This is a genomic window from Simiduia curdlanivorans (genome assembly GCF_030409605.1).
Taxonomy (GTDB): domain Bacteria; phylum Pseudomonadota; class Gammaproteobacteria; order Pseudomonadales; family Cellvibrionaceae; genus Simiduia; species Simiduia curdlanivorans.
Genome location: NZ_JAUFQG010000004.1, coordinates 314,641 through 338,496 on the forward strand (window position 1 = coordinate 314,641; position 23,856 = coordinate 338,496).

General features: G+C 52.9%; 17 protein-coding genes. 10 read left to right on the forward strand and 7 right to left on the reverse strand.

Annotated elements, in window-relative coordinates; all coding sequences use genetic code 11:
• Positions 1-4 precede the first annotated feature (4 nt).
• Both QWY82_RS01645 and QWY82_RS01650 read left to right on the forward strand, forming a co-directional pair.
• Positions 5-514, forward strand: coding sequence for a CC0125/CC1285 family lipoprotein (locus QWY82_RS01645; RefSeq protein ID WP_290259392.1), 510 nt, complete (start codon positions 5-7; stop codon positions 512-514).
• A 187-nt stretch (positions 515-701) separates the two neighbouring features.
• Positions 702-1,481 (forward strand): substrate-binding periplasmic protein, encoded by a 780-nt coding sequence (locus QWY82_RS01650; RefSeq protein WP_290259393.1) that lies wholly within the window; start codon positions 702-704, stop codon positions 1,479-1,481.
• A 479-nt stretch (positions 1,482-1,960) separates the two neighbouring features.
• On the opposite strand, the gene QWY82_RS01655 is transcribed toward QWY82_RS01650, so the two are convergent.
• From QWY82_RS01655 to QWY82_RS01675, 5 genes are all read right to left on the reverse strand, one after another.
• Positions 1,961-4,924: a TonB-dependent receptor gene (locus tag QWY82_RS01655; protein WP_290259395.1), complete on the reverse strand. Its 2,964-nt coding sequence runs from the start codon at positions 4,922-4,924 to the stop codon at positions 1,961-1,963.
• A gap of 357 nt (positions 4,925-5,281) precedes the next feature.
• Positions 5,282-7,756, reverse strand: a complete 2,475-nt coding sequence (locus QWY82_RS01660; RefSeq protein ID WP_290259396.1) for a glycoside hydrolase family 2 TIM barrel-domain containing protein — start codon at positions 7,754-7,756, stop codon at positions 5,282-5,284.
• Positions 7,757-7,830: 74 nt separating this feature from the next.
• Positions 7,831-9,138, reverse strand: a complete 1,308-nt coding sequence (locus QWY82_RS01665; protein WP_290259397.1) for an alginate lyase family protein — start codon at positions 9,136-9,138, stop codon at positions 7,831-7,833.
• Positions 9,135-9,908 carry a 2-dehydro-3-deoxy-D-gluconate 5-dehydrogenase KduD gene (gene kduD, locus QWY82_RS01670; protein ID WP_290259398.1) on the reverse strand — a complete coding sequence of 258 codons (774 nt, stop codon included), beginning with the start codon at positions 9,906-9,908 and terminating at the stop codon, positions 9,135-9,137. The genes QWY82_RS01665 and kduD overlap by 4 nt, the downstream gene beginning before the upstream one ends.
• Positions 9,905-11,212 carry a glycoside hydrolase family 88/105 protein gene (locus QWY82_RS01675; protein ID WP_290259399.1) on the reverse strand — a complete coding sequence of 436 codons (1,308 nt, stop codon included), beginning with the start codon at positions 11,210-11,212 and terminating at the stop codon, positions 9,905-9,907. The genes kduD and QWY82_RS01675 overlap by 4 nt, the downstream gene beginning before the upstream one ends.
• A 174-nt stretch (positions 11,213-11,386) precedes the next feature.
• Between QWY82_RS01675 and QWY82_RS01680 the strand changes: the two genes are divergently transcribed.
• Together QWY82_RS01680 and kduI are read left to right on the forward strand one after the other, a co-directional pair.
• The gene (locus QWY82_RS01680) at positions 11,387-12,682 is read left to right on the forward strand and encodes a DUF4861 family protein (protein ID WP_290259400.1); all 1,296 of its coding nucleotides are present in this window, start codon (positions 11,387-11,389) and stop codon (positions 12,680-12,682) included.
• A gap of 9 nt (positions 12,683-12,691) precedes the next feature.
• A complete protein-coding gene (kduI, locus tag QWY82_RS01685; RefSeq protein ID WP_290259402.1) occupies positions 12,692-13,522 on the forward strand; it encodes a 5-dehydro-4-deoxy-D-glucuronate isomerase in 831 nt (276 codons plus the stop codon).
• A 277-nt stretch (positions 13,523-13,799) separates the two neighbouring features.
• Here the strand turns inward: kduI and QWY82_RS01690 are convergent, their stop codons facing one another.
• Complete coding sequence (locus QWY82_RS01690) at positions 13,800-15,797, reverse strand: hypothetical protein (protein WP_290259403.1); 1,998 nt, start codon at positions 15,795-15,797, stop codon at positions 13,800-13,802.
• A 366-nt stretch (positions 15,798-16,163) separates the two neighbouring features.
• Between QWY82_RS01690 and uxuA the strand changes: the two genes are divergently transcribed.
• From uxuA to QWY82_RS01705, 3 genes are read left to right on the forward strand one after another with little or no spacing between them, the layout of a single operon-like run.
• Positions 16,164-17,345: a mannonate dehydratase gene (gene uxuA, locus QWY82_RS01695; protein WP_290259405.1), complete on the forward strand. Its 1,182-nt coding sequence runs from the start codon at positions 16,164-16,166 to the stop codon at positions 17,343-17,345.
• 45 nt (positions 17,346-17,390) lie between these two features.
• Positions 17,391-18,779, forward strand: coding sequence for a glucuronate isomerase (gene uxaC / locus QWY82_RS01700; RefSeq protein ID WP_290259406.1), 1,389 nt, complete (start codon positions 17,391-17,393; stop codon positions 18,777-18,779).
• A gap of 4 nt (positions 18,780-18,783) precedes the next feature.
• Positions 18,784-20,277 (forward strand): mannitol dehydrogenase family protein, encoded by a 1,494-nt coding sequence (locus QWY82_RS01705; protein ID WP_290259407.1) that lies wholly within the window; start codon positions 18,784-18,786, stop codon positions 20,275-20,277.
• A 232-nt stretch (positions 20,278-20,509) separates the two neighbouring features.
• Here QWY82_RS01705 and QWY82_RS01710 read toward each other — a convergent pair whose 3' ends face one another.
• Positions 20,510-21,217 (reverse strand): FadR/GntR family transcriptional regulator, encoded by a 708-nt coding sequence (locus tag QWY82_RS01710; RefSeq protein ID WP_290259408.1) that lies wholly within the window; start codon positions 21,215-21,217, stop codon positions 20,510-20,512.
• Positions 21,218-21,436: 219 nt separating this feature from the next.
• On the opposite strand from QWY82_RS01710, the gene QWY82_RS01715 reads away from it, so the two are divergent.
• From QWY82_RS01715 to QWY82_RS01725, 3 genes are read left to right on the forward strand one after another with little or no spacing between them, the layout of a single operon-like run.
• Positions 21,437-22,357: a sugar kinase gene (locus QWY82_RS01715; RefSeq protein ID WP_290259409.1), complete on the forward strand. Its 921-nt coding sequence runs from the start codon at positions 21,437-21,439 to the stop codon at positions 22,355-22,357.
• Positions 22,347-23,357 carry a TRAP transporter substrate-binding protein gene (locus QWY82_RS01720; protein WP_380736119.1) on the forward strand — a complete coding sequence of 337 codons (1,011 nt, stop codon included), beginning with the start codon at positions 22,347-22,349 and terminating at the stop codon, positions 23,355-23,357. The genes QWY82_RS01715 and QWY82_RS01720 overlap by 11 nt, the downstream gene beginning before the upstream one ends.
• On the forward strand, positions 23,350-23,853 hold the full coding sequence (locus QWY82_RS01725; RefSeq protein ID WP_290259410.1) for a TRAP transporter small permease: 504 nt from the start codon (positions 23,350-23,352) through the stop codon (positions 23,851-23,853). The genes QWY82_RS01720 and QWY82_RS01725 overlap by 8 nt, the downstream gene beginning before the upstream one ends.
• Positions 23,854-23,856 lie beyond the last annotated feature (3 nt).

The window sequence follows — 23,856 nt, forward strand, 5'->3', positions numbered from 1 at the left end:
CACTATGAAAATGTTAATTAGCACCAGCTTGATTTTACTGTCCCTCGTGGGTTGCGCCAGCAACAGCGGTTACAAAGCGGCGAGCGGTAGCGGCTACGGTTACACGGAAACGGAGATCAGCGAAAACCGTTATCGGATCGACTATAAAGACAAAAGCCGTCGCGCCAGCCAGGCAAAAAATTACGCCTTGCTGCGCGCCGCCGAATTAACCTTGGCGCAAGGTTACGATTGGTTTGTGGTAGTGGATCGAGAAACCCAGATAGAAAAATCTGACGACAATATAAGCACCAGCATGACAACCGGTCGCACTGTCACCAAGAGCTGTGGTTTACTCAGCTGCAGCACGCAATCTCACCCGACTACTGAATACGGCGTGGGTATGAACAGTGGCACCGGCAAAGACTTCGCCATCGCCAGCTTAGAAGTGCGCTTGGGCAAAGGTGTTAAACCAGCCACCGGCGACACCTACGACGCGCGCGAAATTAAAGACAGCATGGGTAAAAAAGTAAAATAAAACCGCAAGCCAGCGCTAAAGGACAAAGCAAAACCCATTCATTGCGGAAGCATTCAACGCCTGCTGGCCAAACCTTGGGCTGGCAGGCGTTGCTACAGACCAAGCCAAATAGACAGGCAAGCGGTAATACATAAGGTGTTGTTTATTGAAATACGCAGATAGTCTATGCTTTCAACCTTGGATTTTTATGGATTTTTTAAACTTGGCCGCTCGATCGCTAATCAAAATCTCAGGCACACTGCTACTCCTCGCCTGCTTAAGCCCCCTGAGCGCTCAGGCCAATCAATGCCCCGCCCAACTTAACTCTATACCGCTACAGAACTTCGCCTGTGCCGACCAATGGCTCACAGAGCTGTTCCAAGAGTTAAATTGCCCAATCACTTTTTTACCCATGAAAGTCAGCATGTCGCGCCGCATGCGATTACTGTTAGATGGCCAGGTACAAGTGTTATTAGGTCTCTCGCGTACACCTGAGCGCGAACAACAATTTCAATTCAGCGTGCCGATTGCAACCCATAAACTGAATTTATATGGCCTCAAAGGCTCAACGGTGAGTAGCAGCATCAAACAATGGTGCGACGTCACCATGCGCAGCGCCAAACTCATTCTACCGCCGCGCGGCCACTTTGGCCCAAAGGTCGAGGCGCTAAAGCAGGGCGACCAATGCGCCGCACAACTGATTTACGCACCGCTCGGCACAGAGCAGGCTAGCAAAATGTTGATTGCCGGCCGCGGCGATTTAATTATTGCCTCGGAACATTGGCTAGAGAGCCAGCCACCAGATATCCAAAACGCGATTAAGAAACTCGACATACTGGTTTTGGAAGAGAACACCGAGCTCGCCTTTAAGGGGCTTAATAATGAATTTATCGAGCGCACTAACCACGCCATCGAAGCTAAATTAGCAGCCGGCGCAACACTTTGCGGCCTCGCGCCGCGAAAGGCAGACGCGACATTGCGGGATTAGCTAACAGCTAACAACTAACAGCTAACAGCTAACAGCTAACAGCTAACAGCTAAGCGGTTGGTCTGGCCCGACACTTCGGCCCCCAGCTAACAGCTAAGCGGTTGGTCTGGCCCGACACTTCGGCCCCCAGCTAACAGCTAATTTTGCATTGCTGAAGAGATTAGGTGCGATTGCTTTATGAAAAAAAACTAGGTCTTGGCCCACTGCTGTCCCACAAAAACGACGTGATCATCGTTAGGCTTTAAACCTCACAATAGATGCGGCATTTCGGCGTATAGTTGGACATGAGTTTGGTGCCCGCACTAGCGACACGACGTGAATACATCCATCTAGTCTCAGCACCCGCCCTTTGGGACCGGCCCACAATGACACATTTTTGTCCGATTGCCCGCATATTAACTGACAGGCAAACGACGTTATCAGCAATAAAAATCCCGGCCTTGGCCGGGATTTTTTTATCAACTATCGCCTAAATAAATTTAGAAGAAGTTGTACTTGCCCTGCAGTACGAAGGTGCGACCATCGTAGTGGGTTGCGCGTGGTTGGAACTCGACGTCTTGGTACTCTTCATACAGCGTTTCAGTCAAGTTATAACCTTTCAAAGATACGCTGAAGTGTTTGGTAATGTTGTAGTAGGCGGACATATCCACACGGCCCGCCGCTTTAACATTTTTATTACCTTCACCGTTAAACGTGCCCACGCTTTCTAACTCGTAGTCACTGCGGTAGTTATAGGACAGGCGAATACCGAATGGCCCTTGCTCGTAATAACCAATCACATTGTAAGTATCGTCAGAGATGCCAGGAATTTGCGCATTTAGCGGCGCATCCTGAGAAGTCTTCGAATAGTTCACAATACCGCCAAAGCCATTCCAGGGGTAAGGCAAGAAGTTCAAGTTCTGTTGAATAGAAAGCTCATAACCTTGAACCTTAATTCTCGCATCAATATTCTGCACCTGGCTTACGTTCACTTCGCTACCAGCTGCAATATAGTTAGGGTCTATCGCATCAAAGCTATCGACGCCATCGGTAATACAGCTATCGCCCACTACCGACAAGTTACCCATGTTCAAACCGTAGCTTGATAAAAGGTCTTGATCGCAAGATCCAACAGAGGTGAAGAAATTATCGATATCTTTTCTAAATACGGCGAAGGTTACGGCACTACCTTCACGGTTATACCACTCTAACGAAATATCGTAAGCTTGTGCGGTAAAGGGGTCTACATCCGCACCGGGCAATACCACAGCCGCTTCACCAGTGGTGGTAGTGACCGAGGTAGATGGCGTGGCAGCGCGCACATTTGGCCGAGACATTGTTTCGCTGTAGGCAACCCGCAAGCGCACATCGTCGGTAACATCCATCGCCAAGTTCAGGCTAGGTAAAAAATAATCGTAGGAATTTTTTACGTGGCGATCTTCCGGGTTATTGATATCCGTGGCACCGAATGCATAGAAAGGTGCGCTGGCATCCTGCTCGGAATTGACGTAGCGAACACCCACATTTCCTTGCACGGGCAAATCGGCAACATTAAAGTCTAGGTCGGCCATTAAGTAGGCGGCGCTGGTATTGAGATCGACGTCGTACACCAAACCGGCACTTTGTTGGCCACCGCGCGCAATCAAGCCGCTTGAGGGCACCACAACCGGCAACTCACCGGTTGCTGGATCTGGATTCACCGTGCCTAAGGTTGCCACCGCCGCGCTATTAATTGCGTCTACATCTAGGGCATACCAACCCGAGCCAGCGCCGGCAAAACCACCGATGGTGCCGCCGAAGAAATCGCCTTGCGATGCGTAGGCAGGGTCAATACGCGCAGAGTTCACTAAAATTCCGTTTAAATCGATGCCCGCTGGCGAGTGACGTAAACGGTCAGAGCTTTGCTTATCTTCCGAGTAGCGGTAGCCAAATTGCACGTTAGATAGCACCGGCAATTCGAGTTCGCGTTTGAAATTCACTTCGAAAGCATTCGAGTCAACTTCCAAGGTTTCATAGGTTCCGGTTACCAAGGTGCGCACGTTGCCGCTGCCTTGCCTAACTTCACCGGTGCTGCCAACCGAGTCGAGCACTTGCCAAGTACCCGCTTCTAAATCGAGGTTGTCGTAATCAACCAGGTTGTAAACATAGTCGTCGACATTGCCGTCGCCGGTGTATAAACGGCCAGAAATGCCACTGCTACCAGCGCGGTAGTAAGGCGTGTAAAACAATTCGCTCCAATCATTTTCAGCCGATGAAATAGAAATTAAACCATCCACTGTCCAGGCTTCGCTCACCCACTCGGCATCAAAAATAGCCGCCTGTGATTGCTCTAAGGTATCCCAGATACGCGAGGTATAGCGGTAGTCCACATCGTCGAAATTAATATCGGTAACGGTGTAGATTGGGTCGCCGTTGGTGGTAACAGTGCCGGTATCGCGCGGTGCATTATTGGGCGTAATTTTAGTGCCGCCGCTGCGCGTGCGCATGTCAATTTCTTGCTGGCCGTTTTCATCCATATCGCGTTCGGTATAGAACAAGTTCAAACCTAACGTCAACGCGTCATTGGCTTGCCACTCTAGGCCGCCGGCGAAAGATGTGCGCATACCTTCGTTAATTTCTGAGCCCTGGCGCAACTCACCAGGCATTTTTACCACGGCATTGGCGGGCAAATTATTATCGGCGGCCCAAGTCGCGTAGTTTTCGCCATTACTGCCAATGAAATTGGCATTGGTGGGGATGTTGTCGTAGCGGTTAATTTTTACCGTATCGCGGCGGAAGGTTTGCTCCGACGTTGCCAAGGTTGCGGTAACTGCCAGCGTATCGGTAATCAAATGCTTAGAGCCAGACAAGACTAATTCGCCATCCACTGTGTCGGCCAATTGCTCGCTACGGCCCGAGACAGCAACGCTAAACTTGCCATCTTTTTTATCGAGTGCACGGGCAAGTTTCAAATCGACAACACCGGCAATACCGCCTTCTTGCATAGCGGCTGTTTGGGTTTTAACAACATCGGTGCCGTTAAAAATTGCGGGGTCGTAGGCGCCGAAAGGGTTAGGCGCACCGAAGGCTTTGTCGCTGCGGCTTGGGCTTGCGAAACTCTGACCGTTAGCCGTGGTCAGTACGAAACCCGAGGGCATACCGCGCAAGTTAATGCTGGACTCGCGGCGCTCGCCTTCGCGGTTGAGCTGCACGCCCACAACAGCTTGCAGTGCTTCGCCCATATCCAGCGCTGGCAGGGTGCCGATATCGTCAGCGGAGATACCGTCTACGATGGTCGCCGCATTGCGCTTAACATCGAGCGCGTTATCGAGGTTGCGCTGAAACTGCGCGGTTACCACAATTTCCTCGAGCGCTTCTGCACCTTGCTCTTGGGCTAAGGCGGGTGTTGCGGCGAGCGCAATGAGGGTGCTTAGTAATGTTCGCTTAAAAGCGGGATGCTTATCGTTGTTCCACTGACGATTCATGCTCAGTTCCTCTTAGGGCTATTGTTATGTAATAAATTCTCTCACCGACGACCTTGCGTCAGGCCGCGTTAAGCTCTCCTTTAACGCGATGTGCCATGGTTCACCAAAAATGACTTACTGTCAAGTGGCCTTACCAATTAATTAATAGTTAGTTTTGCGCCTTCCTCAAGGCGCGCTTGAATCAGCGTTATTGGCGCAAAAAGAAGAAAAAGGCTATTAAATACAAAACGTTATGTATTGATATTAGCTAGCTACAGGCAGGCTAATCCGTACCTCAGCAGAGATAGGGGGTCAGGTGGCTGGCTAGCCACCTGACCAGAGGAAGGCAACGAATTTCAGAGTGACCGGGATAAAGAGCTAAGGCCCTGTGCCCGGCAGGCGTATATACACGCCTTTAACATTTTGTGTGCGAAACTCCACCACGGTTTCCGCTCGGCCCGGCTTAAACACAATTTTCCCCATACCGCTGGCCATTTCCAGGGTCGACGAGCCAGTGTATGTGCCTTGATTTTCGAGCAACTGCCCATCGCCTTGCAGCACCGAAAAATAAGCCCGCTCGCTATAATCCACCACGCGACGACCTTGCTTATCCACCGCTTCAGCCACAATTAGCGATTCGCCGTCAGCGCCGGTTTGCGCGCTGAGCACAACGGCCTCAAGACTTCCCGGCGCGCCCACATGGTAAGTTAACGCCATGGCATCGCGCGCAACTTCTTGCTGCTCGTCATCAAAACCAAGCACCTGCAATTGGTTGTCGCCTTCGCGAAACGGTACCAGCCAAACTAAACCATGAGCCGGGTAGTGTCCCGGTTTTCGCTCGAGTGCGCCTAGGCTTTTATCGTTTAGAAACAGTTCGGCCGAATGGGTATTACAAAACACTTTTACCGGCCGCCCCGCGCTTGGGCCGTAACGCACAGCCCAAGTGTGCGACTCGATGTAACACATGGGCGTTGGCGACCAATAGCTGGCGAAAACATAATAGGCATCCTTGGGCGCACCGGCGCGATCAACCAAACCTTTCTGATTAACATAGGGCAGCGGGTTTTCCGGCCGTAGCGGCGTGCCAAAATCTTTAAAGGCCCACTGCGCATTGCCGGCAAAGCCCGGTAGTTTTTCACTCACCGACAAATGCCAATCAAATAAATTCACCATGTAGTTTTCATTCCAGTCGGTGTCTTTAGCAATGCTCGTGACCACTGCCTGATTCATCGCCTCTTCAACCGATACTTGCGCTTGCACCAAGCCCTCTGGCCCAAGCGCCTGTTCCGTGTGCCGGCCACGGTGACTGGAACCACCGTATTCCATGTGCAGGAAACGCGGGTATTGCTGCATCGAATGCTGCAAGGCGGTTTCATATTGACCGAAAGCGCCGCCATACCAACCGGCCCAGATTGACGGTGAAAACGCATCCACCACCTTTGCACCTGGATAATATTTTCGAATCGAGGTCATGCGATCGGGATCTAAACGTTTAGCGAGTGCCTGTAATTTTTCTAGATATGGCAAGATCACCGCGTCATCGCCGCCACCAACAAAATCGCTCTCCCAATAAATTTCATTGCCGAGCGACCAAAAAGCAATACTAGGATGATTCATGTTTTGCAAAATTTGCTGGCGCAATAAACGCTCGGTGTTTTGTTCCCACTCTGCGCCTCCCTTGCCGCCGCGGCACCAGGGCAACTCGTCCCATAGAATCAAACCCAACTCATCGGCGGCGCGATACACTTCGGGGTCTTGCGGGTAGTGGCCGAGGCGGACAAAGTTAACGCCCAAACTTTTCATCTGCTCCATATCGCGCCGGTGCTGCTGGTTACTCATGGCAGCACCAACGCCGGCGTGTTCTTCGTGGCGATGAGTGCCACGCAATAATAAGCGTTGGCCATTAACAAAAAAGCCTTCGTTGTCGCGCATTTCAAACCAGCGGTAACCGAAGCGCTCCTCGCGCTGAAAAATTTCCCGCCCCTGCTCATCAAACAATTGCACGTGTAAGCGGTGCAGCTGGGGTTCAGTCGGCGACCACAAAGCCGGCTTATGCACCGCGGGTAAACTTACCAGCAAACTGTTGGTAAATTCACTCACTGTCTGTTGCTGAGAAATAATTTCTTCGCCTGCTGGCGATACAACGCGCACCCGCAACTCGACACTGACAGGCGCCGGGCGCTGATCGTCAAATACCAGCTCCAGTTCGGTAGTCGCTTGTTCGGCCGATACAGCTGGCGTGCGAATAGAAAGCTGATCGATAAACAGCGGCGGCAATTGCTCTAGCCACACATCGCGGGTAATACCACCGTGGATAAAAAAATCCGCCTTCTGCGAGGGAATTAAATTTGGATTGTAGCGATTACTTACCCGCACCCAAAGCTCGTTGTTGTCGTTAAAGCGCAAACCTTGGCTCAGCTCTATGGCGAAGCCCAGGTAGCCACCAATGTGCTCACCGACTTGCTGACCATTGAGAAAAACCTGAGTTTCCATATTGGCGCCTTCAAAGACCAAGCGATAACGCCCTTGCGCCCCAGCGCGAAAGGTTTTGCGATACCAGCCGGCGCGCCGACTATAGCCGGGCACAGCATCGACTGTGTCGGTGGCATTCCAGGTGTGGGGCAAATTGATGGCCTGCCACTGATCCTCTACTAACTCAGCCGGTGGCGAAGCGGATTCGTCCTGCACAAAATACCAGCCGTCGTTGAACAAGATTTTTGTATTCGCAGCGTCTACCGACTCGACGCTGGCTTTAGTTTCAGTGTCGCCCGAGGTGGAGTTATCACACGCTATTAAGGCAGAACTAAGAGCGAGTACACACAAAATTTTCGACGTGATTTTACCATCTAACATAAAGTCCCCTAACACCAAGCGCCTAAACGCTCTCTAAAAAGAAGCCTAAGCCCGTAAAAAATACGACAGATTCACTAGTAATAGCAGGTCTTGCTTGGCCCGAAGATATCACTAGGCAAGAAGTTATCGCCAGCAAAGTCTGGTTTATTCAAAGCCCGCGCAAAACATTTTTGCGCCAGCGGAAATTGCCAATCCGGCACGGCGATAGGCGCCTCCAACATAATCATGGTGAGCGCGCTCCATTCTAAGCTGGGCTCCTCTCGCCCACCCCATTCGACTTCGCCACGGCGCGCCAAAATATAACGCAAAGCCTTTATCATCTGCGCATTGTCGGCATGCGGATAACGCCATAGATCGCGCTCGACGTGTTTGGCCAATGCCGCAATACCGGCAAAGGCGCGCAAGTTATAGACCGAATACCAATAGGGCCGCGAGCGCGCCAGCTCGTGGGCTTGGGCTCCCGTCGCTGAAATTTGCTTGTCCAAGCGCGTTTCTACTCGGGTTAAGATGGTCTCGGCTGCGGCTTTATCGCCCAGGTGCAAGGCTAAAGCCAACACCTGCAAATCATAAAAAGTGCCGTGGTTATTGTAGGCGCGCTGCTCTTCCAGGCCTAAACTGCTGGTTGTTAACCAGTGGTAAAAATCGGCGAACCATTGATTGACGCCAGCGCGTTCAGCCGGTGAAAAATACTCGGCATCATTTACCAAGCGAAAGGCATCGATGACCTGGGGCAATAGTACGGTATCGATAATGCCGTAGCTTCGGCCCTCGGCCACGCCCGGCACCGCCTGCGAAAAAGCGAGATGCGGATTCATGCGTGTGGCAGGATCTAACATCCACACCTTGATAAAGTGCGCCGCCTGTTGGGCGAAGCGTTTATCTTCGCTGTAATAAAAAGCCAGCGCTAAAACTTCTACGCTGTTAGCAAATTTATTCCATTGCGCTTTCGGCGCACGTGGCTCATCCACCCAGGGATTGCGCCGACCATCTTGCTTAACCCAAGGCAAACCATTCTTGGTGTTGGGGTTGGGCCACCAATAAGGCGCGAGGCTGACATAGTCATTCGGGCTTGATTTTGGCAAGCCTTCCACCTCAACCGTCACGGTTGGCGCACTGATCCCTAACAACTTTTCAGCTTCCACCAATAGATCGTCAACAGCCGCTTCATAAGGCGCCTGCCCCACTTGCCACGCCTGTCGAATATGATTTAATGCGTTGGTATCGAGTCGCAAGGGCGTTTGTGTCGATAGATTTTTCGCTAAAAGATTTTTCGCAAAAGGATTTTGCGCCGCTAGATTTTGCGCTAATAGATCTTGCGCCAATAGGCTTTGACTGAATAACACCCAGACGCCAAACAGCCAAGCCACGTGACGCACTGTCATCGCGCCATCCATCCGCCATCCACCAACATGACGTGGCCATTAACATAGTTGGCCGCATCGGAGGCGAGAAAAATGGCTGCGCCAGCGAGATCCTCGGGCTGGCCCCAGCGACCGGCGGGAATACGGGCGCTAATACTGGCGTTGCGCGCCGCATCCTTGCGCAAATTTTCCGTGTTATCGGTGGCGAAATAACCCGGCGCGATGGCATTCACTTGTAAATTATTTTGCGCCCACTCGTTCGCCAAGGCTTTGGTTAACTGCGCCACGGCTCCTTTACTGGCCGCATAAGCCGGCACCGTAATACCACCGGAAAAACTTAACAGCGACGCAATGTTTATAATTTTGCCGCTGCCTTGGCCGAGCATAATTTTCCCCGCCGCGCGACACATGCGAAACACACCGTTGATATTGGTGTCCATCACCGCGGCCCAATCTTCGTCGGAAAATTCCACCGCCGGCGCGCGGCGAATGGTGCCGGCATTATTCACTAAAATATCCAACCGGCCGGTGAGCGCTTGCACCTCATCGAACAAGGTTTGCACTTGCCCAGCATCGGCTTGATCACAACCGAGCGCCCAAGCAGTAATGCCCTCGTCGTTTAGTTGCGCAACCGTTTCTTGCACGCTGTTGACCGAGGAGCCCACAGCCAACACGCTAGCGCCCGCGCGCCCTAAACCAAGCGCCATGGCTTTGCCTAGGCCCCGGCTGGCGCCGGTAACCATCGCCACTTTGCCGGCCAGGCTAAATTGTTTTGCTAGATAATCGCTCATTGCTGCGCTCCCGTTTGGCTTTCGCTAAAGCGCAGCACTTCTGCCGCAGCCAGTAAAAGTGCACCGGTGCCGTAGAGCTGGGTGTCATCGGCGGTGGCCGAACCCGGCGCGAAGGCGACTTGCTGTACCCACCCTAGTTTGCCATTCGGGTGCACACTGTTTACCAGCGACGCCCAACCTTTTTGCACCGCGTTGCGGTGTTTGTCATCGGTTAAAATGCCTTGGTTTACGCCCCAAGCTAGGGCATAAACCAACAGACCTGTGCCGCTCGATTCCGGCGCTGATACCTGTTCAATTTCAAGTAGCGATGAGGGCCAGCTACCGTCGGCTTGCTGCAGCACAACCAATCGATTCGCCATCGCAGTGAATAGCTCGAGGTAACGGGGTTTGTTGCTGTAATCCTCAGGCAACTCGGCCAGCAACCGCGCAATACCGGCGAGTACCCAGCCGTTGCCTCGGCCCCAATAAATCAACCGGCCCATGCTGTCTTTGCGCTCAAAGTAACGACTGTCGCGCAAATACAATTGCTCTTCCGGGTGATACAAATATTCCGTTGTGGCCCAAAATTCCTTATCCATGAAGGCCAAGTATTTACTGTCGCCGGTCACGCGCGCCAGTTGCGCCCACACGGGCGGCGCCATGAAAATCGCATCGGCCCAACACCAGCGATCGGTACAAGCGGGGTCGACAAAGTTGCGACCGGCCAGTTCGTGCTTGACCTTATTATCGTCATCAAAATACAAGTCACTGGTCAGCGGCGCCGCCAGTACTTGATCGAACACCTGTTGCAAATGCGCAGCTTGATAGGCGTAACCGGAGCGCTCAAACAGGCTGAGATAGACCGCGCCCATGGCGTGATCGTCGGCGTGATAGAGCCTTGGCCCTAGCTGCCATTGATTGGCAGCGGCGTTATTGATAACCGCACCTTCATAGGCCGGTTGCGCACTGGCATCGGCCCATGCCAACAAGCCAATTTGCCAGGTGGCATACATCCAGCCCTGGGGCAAACCGCTGGCGCGGCCTTCACTGCGCATCATATTGCTGCGCAGGTCGTATTGCGCCAGCTGCCAATCGGCCACTTGATTGGCCACGGCTTTGATGGCGGAGGCGTCCAGCGCCGTGGTGTAGGCTTTAGCTTCCGTCCCCGGCGCTTGATAGCTCACCGGTTGCTGCCAATGAATAGGCAAACTGCCCTCCAGGGGTGCCGTGTCGGCAGCCTTGGCATGGCTGTCGCTCGGGGCTTCCCCATTACAGCCAAGTAATAGGCCGGCAAGGCAGGCAAATGTCCAAAGTTTCTCGTTCATGTGACTGGGCTCTTTGTTATTCGTCGTATTGGAACGCGATTAAACGTCAGTAATCGTTAATGCGATTGGCGCGTCTGCTCAATCAGCAGCGCCATGCAATTGGTAATGTGGTAATACCAATTTTTGTAGTGTATATTGGCCTGACCATCATGTCTACACAGGAATTCACTTGCCATGGCCAAACCTTTTAGACCCGCGCTTCGGCCTTCTGCGCTGGCACTGACGCTTCTACTAAGCGCGCCCGCCGCCCTCGCCAACCCCAGTGATGTGTGGCATACACTCAGCTTTGAGGCCCACAACCCCTTAGCCCAAGCGCGGAATCAAGCCCTGGTGTGCATTGACCTGAAACAGATCGAAGGCCTTGACGCGAGCAAGGCGTTACCAAACATTAAAGCCGGCCAACAATGGCTTAAGGTGGGATTGTTTGACTGCGACGGCGATCAGCTAAGCGACAGCCTAGCCGTACATCTCGACTTTGCCGCCAAGGAAACCCAGCAGCTCACAGTGTATTGGCCCAGTAACGGCAGGGCGCAGGCCGCCGCAAATACGCCGCGCAAAACCCAAGCTGAGCTCGCCATGCGCGTCGACGGCGTGGCCAACGCCGAGGGCCAACTGCAAGGCGGTCACTACCTTGCCTTAGATGCCTTAACCTTGCCAAGCCAGCACACCATTGGCGACAAATTATTTAAGTATGAAGGCTTGGGCTGGGAGTCCAGTAAAGTCGCCTACCGCTGGTATTTCGACAACCGCTCCGCCATCGACATCTTTGGAAAGCAAACGCCGGAACTGGTGCTCGATCAAATCGGCCAAGACCATACCGACTATCACAGCCTGAGCCATTGGGGCATGGATGTATTAAAAGTCGGCCCATCCCTAGGCTTGGGCGGCGTGGCCAGTTGGTCGGCGCAGGCGGGCGTGAATGGCGTAAATAGATTCGGCCAAGCCCAGGCGCAAATTCTAAGCGCCGGTGACGCCGCCGGTGTGAAGCTCGATTATCAGCACTGGCAAACCCAAGACGGGGCGGTCAATCTAAGCGCCGAACTGTGGATACAACCCAACAGCACCTTAACCCGCGTCAGCAGCAAAAGCTCTGCCGATTTATCCCACTGGGCCACGGGCATAGTGCGCCACGGCTTGAACACACTTAGCGCAAAAAACACTAAAGGTCTCTGGCGCTACATGGCCACCTGGGGCAAGCAAAGCCTCGCCGACGACAACCTCGGCATGGCGATTTTTTACCGCGCAGCGGACCTGAAAAAATTAACCGAAGACGACTACAACCACCTCGCAATTTTTAACGGTGGCGCAACCAGTCTTTATTATTTAGCCGCCTACTGGCGCCAGTCGGGCATCGATTCAGAAGCCAACTTTCAAGCCGAGCTCGAGGCAGCGCTGGCGCGCCTAAACAACCCTATTGCGGTTAAAAAATTACCCGCTCAATCATCAACTCAGCCTGCGAAAAAACCCTAAGGTGTAACCATGGAATTTTTAAATACCGCCGATCAAGTGCGCTACCAGCGCATGACTAATGCCGAATTGCGCGAGGCCTTCGTTGTAGAAGCCTTGTTTGCGCCAGGCCAACTGCAATTGACCTACACCGATGTGGATCGCGCCATTGTCGGCTCGGCCGTGCCCACCGATTCAAGCCTAACCTTGCCCACCCACAAGGAACTGGCCAGCAACTACTTTTGCGAGCGCCGCGAGCTCGGCATTATCAACATCGGTGGCGCCGGTTTTGTCAGCGTCGATGGCGAAAAGCACAGTATGCACAAGCTCGATAGCCTGTACGTGGCGCGCGGCAGCGAAAGCGTCAGCTTTGCCAGTGACGATGCCGCCAACCCAGCACAATTTTACTGGGTTAGCTACCCAGCCCATCGCGTCACCAAAACCCTTCACATACCACAAAGCAAAGCCAAGCAAGTGGCACTGGGCGATCTCGGCAGCAGCAACGAGCGCGTCATATATCAATCCATTTGCCCCGGTATCGTCGACAGTTGTCAGCTGGTGATGGGTATTACCCAGCTCAACAAAGGCAGCATATGGAACACCAAACCGCCGCACACCCATAAACGCCGCACCGAGGTGTATATGTACTTCGACCTGCCCGACACCGAGCGCGTGTTTCACTTTATGGGCCAACCGCACGAAACCCGCGCACTGGCGCTGGCGCCACGCACCGCCATCGCATCACCCAGCTGGTCCATCCACTCCGGCGCCGGCAGCTGTAATTACAGCTTCATCTGGGCCATGGGTGGGGAAAACCAGCAATTTGACGATATGGACCACCTGACCTTGGCCGAAATAGGCTAACATCAACAACTGGTAATGCCACTTGACCAAAAGCGAATTCAGCGTATAGTGATCTCTGCTCGCTAGACATGTACCAAGCAATACTCTCTCGCCTCGCCCTGCCTTTGCAGGGCTTTTTTTTTGCCAGAAAATACCTTTCATTCGCCAAATTCAAAAGCAAGTAAATGACAAAGCTGGAAGCATGCCGTGCGGCATGTCACCTGGCGTAAAAAACATAAAGTACCAGCGGGTTTATCTAAACCCGCTGGTTAATTGATTAACTCAATAGTTCACTGAATTAATACGCGCGCAACTTTACATAGGCACAAGTGTTATTAGGCGCGAGAGAAAATATTTTTCCCGACAAAGCATTGGACGATGCGTAGTTAGATGTGACAGAGACAGAGCCCGCGCCATCCACCGAGCTAATGCTACCGCGGAAATCACAGCTGCTGTTGGCGTCGCTATCCCATATCTGCAAGGTTTCGCCAGCCAAATCCTGAGTGAAACGGGCACAAGTTCCGGCGGCGATTGTTACTTCCGTGCGCAGATCCCAGCTAATATCCACATAATTGGCACAGCTCGAATCGCCATTATCGCCGCCGTCAGATCCACCATCACCATCACCGCCATCACCGCCATCACCGCCAGTGTAAACCCCCGAAAGCGGCATTTGCCCAGCCACCGCGACGGCATTGTCTTGGGTCCAAGTATCGATAGGTGTGCCGGAAATATTTAGGTGTTTAAAATTAGCGCCGTCCCATGCGAAGGCGTAGCTTAGGTCGGGCGTATCAAAGAGCCCCCAAGGCTGGATGCTGCTACCGGCGCTGAGCGCTTTCGAAAATTGGTTGTTAACAAAAACATTGTTCGGCCCCGTGGGCCCAGACCAGTTAGACGCATGATCGCCAGAGCCGTACCAAATCGGTTGCCAGGTGCCATCGCCAGGCTGACCATTGGTCCAACTGCGATGTTCGAAAGGCACCGCAACGGTATTGTTGCGAATAAGGTTGTTGCGCTCCCATCCGCCGTGCAAGTTGATGTCGCAATCTAGGCTATTGTTTTCCACCAGATTGCCCGTGGCCGACCACTGCAACGTTAAATGGCGCAAGCGGTTTAGGCTATTGCCCTGTATCAGGCTATCAAATAATTTTGAGCCGCGAAAATAACCATTGCCGCCAGCGCCTTTATTCCAAGAACCACTAAATTCGCTGTTGCGGATCGTCATTTGTTTGGCAAACTCAGTCACAATAGGATGCGAGCCCATCATCTCAACCTTGATGTTATCGACCCAGCCGTTCACCGCCCACTTAAAAATAATGCCGTGCAGCGCATCTCTCGGGCATAAATTTTCGTAGCGATGGCCCACGCCGTTAGGGTTTTGCGGGCTAAAATCACCAGCGTTAAATCCTGTACAGGCGGTGCCCTGGGTAGACATGGTTAAGGAAAAATTTCGGAAGCCCACATTGTCGACCGCACTCACCGGCATCACTCGGCTTTTGTAACCGCTGTCATTTTTTAGCGGCACATCGAACTCCAAGGGCTTATCGAGAGTGACCGTATTGTTACTGGTGTTGCGCGCCACCACTTTAAAAATTTGCGTGCGCATATGGCCGGTTTTAATGTGGCTGTTGTCGCGCTTACTCGCCGGCACCTGGCCCTGATTTAAAAATGCCGTGTCGTTTGCCGCCCCCACATAAATCCAACTGCCCACAGAAAATTTTCCGGCGCCACCACTTTCGAGGGTTAGTTGGGTATCGCCCAACTGCGCCGCTTGACCAAAGTCGATACTGTGCTTCCAGTGAAAATTGATACTGCCTTCATAGTTAGGTTCGTTAGCGTGCTTTAAACGGGTCTCCACCCGAAAGGCTGCGAAGCCCGGCCAATACTTTTTATCGAAAGCCGGCGCGCCTTCGCTATCAACGGTATAAGGTTGCCAACTGCGCAGCACAATTTTGGTGCCCTCAGCACCGCTGCCGGCGCCCAGAATAACCACACCCGAGCGGTCCACGTGCACCTCGTCATCGAAATGCAATTCACCTGCGGGCAGCAGTATTGCCACTCGATTGGTGGGCGCATTGTTGAGGGCTATTTGCTGATCGATAATGGCCTGCAAGGCCACGGCATCGTCTTGACCATCGTTGGCGATGACGCCGAAGTTGGCGGCGTTAATGGTTTGGGCAAAGCTGGTGGGTAAATTCGCACCCGATTGATAGCCCGGTGCGGCCAGCGCCATTAAGGGCAAAGCCAAGCTGAGCGCGAGGCCGGTTTGATAAACAAGCGGTTTAACGTTTTTCATTATTGTCATCCACGTATTGTGTGAACGCACGAGCGACCTCGCGCGTAAACGCCGCCTACTACCGCTTTAGCGGCGCGCCTAGCTGGCTGTGCGCAATCACACATAGCCAGACTACACAGGCAAGCTAGTGCAACAAAACTGGCCTTACAACCTTGCCACTCACCCTTTTGGTGCAAAACGCAAGCATTCACCCCAAAATGGAACCGATGAACCATGCCGGCGCGGTGATTTCCACTGTTTTTTCAGCCTCATCGACTTTACTGCTTGCTATTAACGTCACCTTTCGGTTTAATTGGTCTAGTGGTCTTACCAATTTACCTACAGAGTAGCCACCCTAGCCACAGACATTAATAGAGGCGAGCTTTCATGCAAGAAACCTGGCGCTGGTTTGGACCGGACGACGCTATCACCCTAAGGCACATTGCTCAGGCGGGTGCTACCGGCATTGTCTCCGCACTCCACCATATTCCCACAGGCGAGGTCTGGCCCTTGGCTGAGATTCAGGCGCGCAAAGACGAGATTGAACGCGCAGGCCTTACCTGGTCTGTGATTGAGAGCATTCCGGTGCACAACAACATCAAGGCGCGCAGCCACGATTTCCAGCGCATGATCGATAATTATTGCCAATCTATCCGCAACGCAGGTGCGGCTGGCGTTACCACCGTGTGCTACAACTTTATGCCCGTAGTGGATTGGACCCGCACTAATTTAAGTTATTCACTACCCAACCAAAGCCAAGCACTGCGCTTTGAGATGACCGACTTCGCCGCCTACGATGTGTACGTATTACAGCGACTAGGAGCCGAAAAAAGTTATCAGCCAGAGGTATTGGCGAAAGCCAAAGCGCGCATCGATGCCATGAGCGATGTCGAAATTGAATTGCTTGAGCGCAATATCATCGCCGGTTTACCCGGTGGCGAAGGCTCCCATGATCGCGCCAGCGTTAAACAAACACTGCAGCAATTTATCGACTTGGGTAACGACGGTTTCCGGCAAAACTTGTTTGATTTTTTACAGGTAATTATCCCCGTGGCCGAAGAGGCCGGGGTGAAAATGTGCATTCACCCCGATGATCCACCATTCTCATTATTCGGCTTGCCGCGTGTGGTTTCCACCGCCGACGATGCCCGCGCTATTCTCGAAGCTTGCCCCAGCCCGTCTAATGGTCTGACCCTGTGCGCCGGTTCTTATGGTGCCCGGTGCGACAATAACTTGGTGGAGATGGCGCAGGAGTTTGGCCCAGCCATTCACTTTGTGCATTTGCGCAATGTGGTGCGCGAGGCCGACGGCTCCTTTTACGAGTCCGATCACTTGGCTGGCGACAACGACATGGTGGGTTTAATCCATGCACTCTTATCAGAAGAGAATCGCCGGCGCGCCGAAGAAAGTCACTACGCGCCTATTCCCATGCGCCCAGACCACGGCCACCTAATGGCCGACGAAGTAGGCACGCCGGGGGTTAGGCCTGGCTATTCGTACCTAGGTCGTTTGAAGGGTTTGGCCGAGCTACGCGGCGTGATTCACGCCTTGAGTTATCAATTCAAGTAATGCAGCGCCCGTCGCGCGACGGGCCAAATAAATTTAGGAGCAGCCGTGGCGCTTTTACACCCAAATCGTTTATTTTCACCGAATAGCGTCACCCGCGGTATCGCCCGGGAACTTTATCAAACTGTGAAGGATCTGCCGATCATCAGCCCGCACGGCCACACAGATCCCGCTTGGTTCGCGCTCAATGAAAATTTTCCCAATCCTGCGGAACTGATCATTAAGCCAGACCACTATGTGTTTCGCATGCTGTATAGCCAAGGCATCGATCTCACCCAACTGGGTATAGGTGCAGATGTGGAGCCTCAAGCGGTGTGGAAGCTCTTTGCCGATCACTATTATTTATTCCGTGGCACACCGTCGCGCATGTGGCTCGACTTTATATTTGAACAGGCTTTTGGTTTAGATGTTGCCTTAACGCCCGACACGGCAGAGCACTACTATCAGCACATTAATACATTATTGAACCAAGATAGCTTCAAACCGAGAGCGCTATTCGAACGCTTTAACATCGAACTGCTGGCCACCACCGAGTCGCCGCTCGATAATCTTGCGCATCATAAAACCATCATGGACAGCGACTGGAACGGCCGCGTTATTACCGCCTTCCGCCCCGACAACGTGGTTGATCCCGAGCAGCCAAAGTTTGCCGCCAGCATCCAAACCCTAGGTCAAATAACCGGTGAAGACACCAGCAATTACGCAGGCTATTTAAACGCACTGCGCAACCGTCGCGCGTTTTTCAAAGCCCATGGTGCCACGTCTACTGACCACGGCCACCCCACCGCGTTAACTGCAGACCTTGCCCCGGACCTTGCGGAAAAATTGTTTGCCGGCGCCTTAAAAAGCGAGCTAACCCCCCAGCAGGCGGAGTTATTTCGCGCACAAATGCTAACCGAAATGGCGCTGATGAGTTTGGACGACGGGTTGGTGATGCAATTGCACCCAGGTTGCCATCGCAATCACAATAGCGCTGTGCTCGAACGTTTCGGCCGCGATAAGGGCGCCGACTTGCCGGTGCAAACCGAATACGTTGCCGCATTAAAGCCACTGCTCAATAAGCTCGGCAACCATCCTGACTTTAATATAATTGTGTTCACCTTAGATGAAACCAGCTACAGCCGCGAACTCGCGCCGCTAGCCGGCCATTACCCGGCACTCAAACTCGGCCCGGCCTGGTGGTTTCACGATAGCCCAGAAGGTATGCGCCGCTATCGCGAGCAAGTCACCGAAACAGCAGGGTTTTATAACACCGTTGGCTTTAACGACGACACGCGCGCATTTTTATCTATCCCGGCACGTCACGATGTGGCGCGGCGCATGGATTGTAATTTTCTCGCCGGCTGGGTGGCTGATCACCGCTTGCAACTCAATGAAGCGGCCGAGCTCGCCATCGACCTCAGCTACAAGCTCGCTAAAAAAGCCTACAAGTTATAACACCATGAACGACTCGCTAAGTTACGCCACCCTAGACAAACTACCCGCGTCGGTGAAGCGGCCTGGGTATGATCCACATTCGCGCGCAGTTGGTATTGTGCACATGGGTATTGGCAATTTTCACCGCGCTCACCAAGCGGTTTTTATTGACGACCTACTCGGCAAAACCGACGGCGACTGGCGCATTATCGCCGTGAGTTTACGCAGCCCCGCCATGCGCGACAAAATGCGCGAGCAAGATTACCTTTACACGCTAAAAGAAAAGGATGCGGGCCAGGAGCAATTGCGTGTTATCGGCGCTATCGATTCGGTGTTAGTGGCACCAGAAAATCCGAGCGCCGTGATCGACGCGCTGGCAAGCCCCAACACCTATGTGGTCACTATAACCGTGACGGAAAAAGGCTACTGCCTCATTCCCGGCAGCCGCGAACTCGATCTCGACAACCCCGACATTCAAAGCGATATCACCCGCGCCGCCGCACCGAAAACCCTGATCGGTTTTTTATTGGAAGCCAGCCGCGTTCGCCGCGCCAAAGACTTGCCGGGGCTCAATATTTTAAGTTGTGACAACTTACCGGACAACGCGCAACTGCTAAAGCACGGGTTACTCACCGCCGCGCGTTTACAAGATAGCGAGCTGGCGAGTTGGATCGAGACTCACTTAGGTTTTTGCAGCACCATGGTGGATCGCATCGTGCCCGCCACCACGGCGCAACATGTCGATAGCATAAGCCAAGCAACCGGGCTAAGCGACGCCGGCGCACTGCTGAGTGAAACTTTTCGCCAGTGGGTTATCGAAGATAATTTCGTTACCCGCAGCCCAAACTGGCGCTTAGCCGGCGCCTTAGTAGTGGACGATGTTGCGCCTTACGAAGCCATGAAGCTTCGGCTGTTAAACGGCAGCCACTCGGCCTTAGCCTATATGGGGCATCTTTTAGGTTTTGAATTTATTCATCAAGCGGTCGCCGAGCCAGCGCTGAAACAGTTTGTCAGCAATTTGATGCGCCAAGATATGGTGCCCACCTTGGCCAACCTGCAAGACGTGGACCTCGCGCAGTACTGCGACAGTATTCTCGCGCGCTTTGCCAACACAGCCGTACCCTATCGCTGCCAACAAGTCGCGAATGATGGCAGTCAAAAACTGCCCCAACGCATTATCCAACCCCTCAGCCAAGCGCGCGCCGCTGGCAAGTTAGCCATAGGGCCTGCAACTGTGATCGCGGCATGGCTGGCATACCTAGCAAGGAGCTGTAAGCAGGGCGAGGAATTTTCCATCAACGACAGCGGCGCGGAAAAACTTTTACCCATGCTCACAAGGCAACAACTCACCGCACAGTTTCCCAGCCTTGAACACACCCAAGCGCTGCTGACCCACAGCGGATTATTTAGCAAGACATTACTTGATGACACGGCATTGATGACATTGATTCAGACGACCTTCAGCCGAATTTATCGCGAGGGGTTGGCGACAGTGTTGAACGAAAAGGTGATTGGTTGAAGGGATTTGAGAGCTGCAAGCTGCAAGCTGCAAGCTGCAAGCTGCAAGCTGCAAGCTGCAAGCTGCAAGCTGCAAGCTGCAAGACAGGAAGCCTAGTCCGATACTTCTCACCCTACAAGCTTAACGCGTGTAGGGGCGGGCCATCCCGCTTGTAGGGGGCGGCCCCCGCCTTGCAGCTTGTGGCTTGTGGCTTGTGGCTTGTGGCTTGTGGCTTGTGGCTTGTGGCTAATTATCATTCACTCTCTCTGCCAAAATGCGTCGCTGCAGCGGCGGTGGCATTTTCGATGTGATTGCGCATGGCGGCGCGGGCTTTTTCTGGGTTGCGCTGTTCTAGCGCTAAAACGATTTTGCGATGATCATCAATGGAAGGATGCACGCCTTCGCTGCGCAGCCGCTCCATAAATGCCGTACTTAGCTCAGACTGATTTCGCAACTGCCAGAGCCAATCCACAATGCTAATCACCGCGCTGTTTTGCGTGGCCTCGGCAATTATGCGATGGAATTTCCAATCCGCTTGCTCCGAGGCGTCTGGGCGTTTTTCTTCTTCCTGCATTTCTGCCAGGGTTGTTTTTAGCGCGGTGATTTGCTCTTTGCTAATTCTCGCCGCCGCTAGCGCACAAGCCTCGGATTCGACGATAAAGCGAATCTCTAAAATTTCAAAGGGGCCAACACCTTTATCACCTAACTCCAACTGCGGCTGCTGAATCTGCTTCTTGGTCGCGTAGATACCAGAGCCGGTGCGAATTTCGATAACACCGGAAATTTCCAGCGCAATCATGGCCTCGCGAATGGTCGGCCGGCTGACGCCGAGTTTATCGGCGAGCACCCGCTCAGAGGGCAGGCGATCACCCGGTTTTATACTACCATCGGCAATTAAGCCGGATAACTGTTGGGCGACTTTTAAGTACAAACGCTCAGCTTTTACGGTTTGCAATTCCACTGCTTAATGCTCCAGGTCTCATCCGATTAAGGGCGACCATAAAATCTGTCTGACCATCAGTCCCCCTGCAGGGTCTTATACTAGCCAATAACCGCGCAATAGAGAAGTATACCCTTGATTTCTCCATCGGCATCGTCTTATTATGGTCAGGTGGCATGACCAATTAAATCATTGGCATTCACTCTATAATTTTTACACTGACGGTAGATAGAACAACCTATGCAAAGAATACTTGCCATTGGCGAATGTATGATCGAGCTCGCACCCGCGGGCAACCAGCAATTTAGCCTCGGCTATGCCGGCGACACACTCAACACCGCCCTGTATTTGGCACGTTTCGGCGCCCGCGTGGACTATTTTACCGCTCTCGGCACAGATCATTTCAGCAACGCCATGATTGCCCAGTGGCGCGCAGAGGGCCTAGGTACCGAGCACATTTTGCAAGTGCAAAATCGAACCCCGGGGCTGTACTTGATCGAGACAGACGCCGCCGGCGAGCGCAGTTTTCACTACTGGCGCGACCTTGCACCGGCGCGCGAATTGTTTGACCTAGCGCCGCAATTGTTAGAAACCTTTGACACCTTCAATATTATTTATCTCAGCGGTATTACTCTCTCGCTCTATTCCGACTCGGCTCGGGCATTGCTTTTTAAAGCGCTGGCAGACTATCGCGCTAACGGTGGACGAGTCGCCTTCGATATTAATTATCGGCCGCGCAATTGGATCAACCCCGAGCAGGCGAAACACATATTTCACCAAATGATGCAGCGCACCGATATCGCGCTGCCCAGCCTCGACGACGAACAACTCTTGTATGGCGCACACAGCGCAGACCAATGTATCGACCGCTATCGCGCCGCAGGCGCAACAGAAATTGTTGTCAAACAAGGCGTTGCCGGCAGCAGGCTTTACACCCCTGAAGTGCACACAACAATTCCCGTACCCGAAAAAATTTCACCAAAAGATACCACCGCCGCCGGCGACTCGTTCAACGCAGGCTATTTGGCCGCGCGTTTGATACACCAAAGCCCGGAACAATCTGTGTTACAAGGCAGCCGCTGCGCCGCTCTGGTGATACAACACCCAGGCGCCATAGTGCCGCTTCAAGCGTTCAAGGATGCTTTCCCCCATGCAGAATAAAATCATTCCACCATTGTGCTTTGTAGTGCTGCTGTTTACTGGCGCCCTGTTTAGCAGCGGTTGCAGTGAAAGCAACGGTGTTACCACCCTAAGCATGGCGCACAGTCTCGATACTAAACACCCCGTACATTTAGCCATGAAGCAATTAAGCGAAAGCTTGGAAAAAAATTCGGGCGGCACTCTGCGCTTAGAAATTTACCCTTCGGGTCAGTTGGGTAGCGAGCGCGAAGTGATTGAGCTGTTACAAATTGGCAGCTTGGCGATGACCAAAGTGTCTGCCAGTTCACTCGAGGCCTTTGTGCCGTCGATGCAGGTTTTTAGCTTGCCCTATTTATTTAAAGACAATCGTCATTTTTGGCAGGTGCTCAATTCCGATTTAGGTAAAGAACTACTCGAAGCCGGCACACCCTACCGCATTCGCGGCCTAGGTTATTACGACGCCGGCAGCCGCAGCTTTTACGCCACCAACGCAGCCATACATTCACCCGCCGATCTTGCCGGTCAAAAAATTCGCGTCATGAATAGCCAGAGTGCGGTGAATATGGTGCGCGCCATGGGCGGCTCGGCCACGCCGGTTTCCTGGGGCGAGCTGTATACGGCATTGCAGCAGGGCGTGGTCGACGGCGCGGAAAATAACCCACCCAGTTTTTACCTCTCTAAACACTACGAAGTTGCTAAGTTTTATACCCTAGACGAACACACCGCCATTCCCGATGTGGTGGTTATTAGCGAGCGAGTGTGGCAGGGCTTGAATGCCCAACAGCAACAGTGGTTAGCCGATGCCATGGCGGCATCGACCCAATACCAACGCGCACTGTGGCAATCGGCAACCGAAGAAGCGCTCGATGCCGTGCGCCTAGCGGGGGTAAAAATTATTCAGCCCGATAAAAAATTATTTCAAGACAGCGTGAAAAATTACCTAAGCCAACAGACCTCGCTTAGCCCCCTGATCGAACGCATTCAACAACTCGACTCGGCCGAAGAAAATCATCATGAATAAATTTCAGACATTTTGCCGCACACTCGATACCACGCTCGGGCACCTATTAAGCGGCTTATTAGTCTTTCTTGTGGTGGACGTTAGCTGGCAAGTGCTGACCCGCTTTTTACTCAGCCAACCAAGTTCTGTGACTGAAGAGTTGGCGCGTTTTCTGTTGATTTGGATTGGTCTTCTCGGCGCGGTGCACGCCTACCGGGCGCGTTTGCATTTGGGCATTGATCTGTTTACCCGCAAACTCAGCCAACCAGTGCAGGAAAACTTACATCGCCTCGTACATCTAGCCTGTGCCCTTTTCGCCGTGGCTATTTTTATTATAGGTGGCGGCAATTTGATGTTTATGACTTGGTCTTTAGGCCAGAGTTCACCCTCCTTGGGCCTGCCTATGGCTGCGGTGTACAGCGTTTTACCTTTGAGTGGCCTATTGATGTGTCTGTATAGCGCCGAAGCCATCCTGTTAGGCGCCAGCGTTGAGCCTACTGAATCACCAGCGGAATAATCA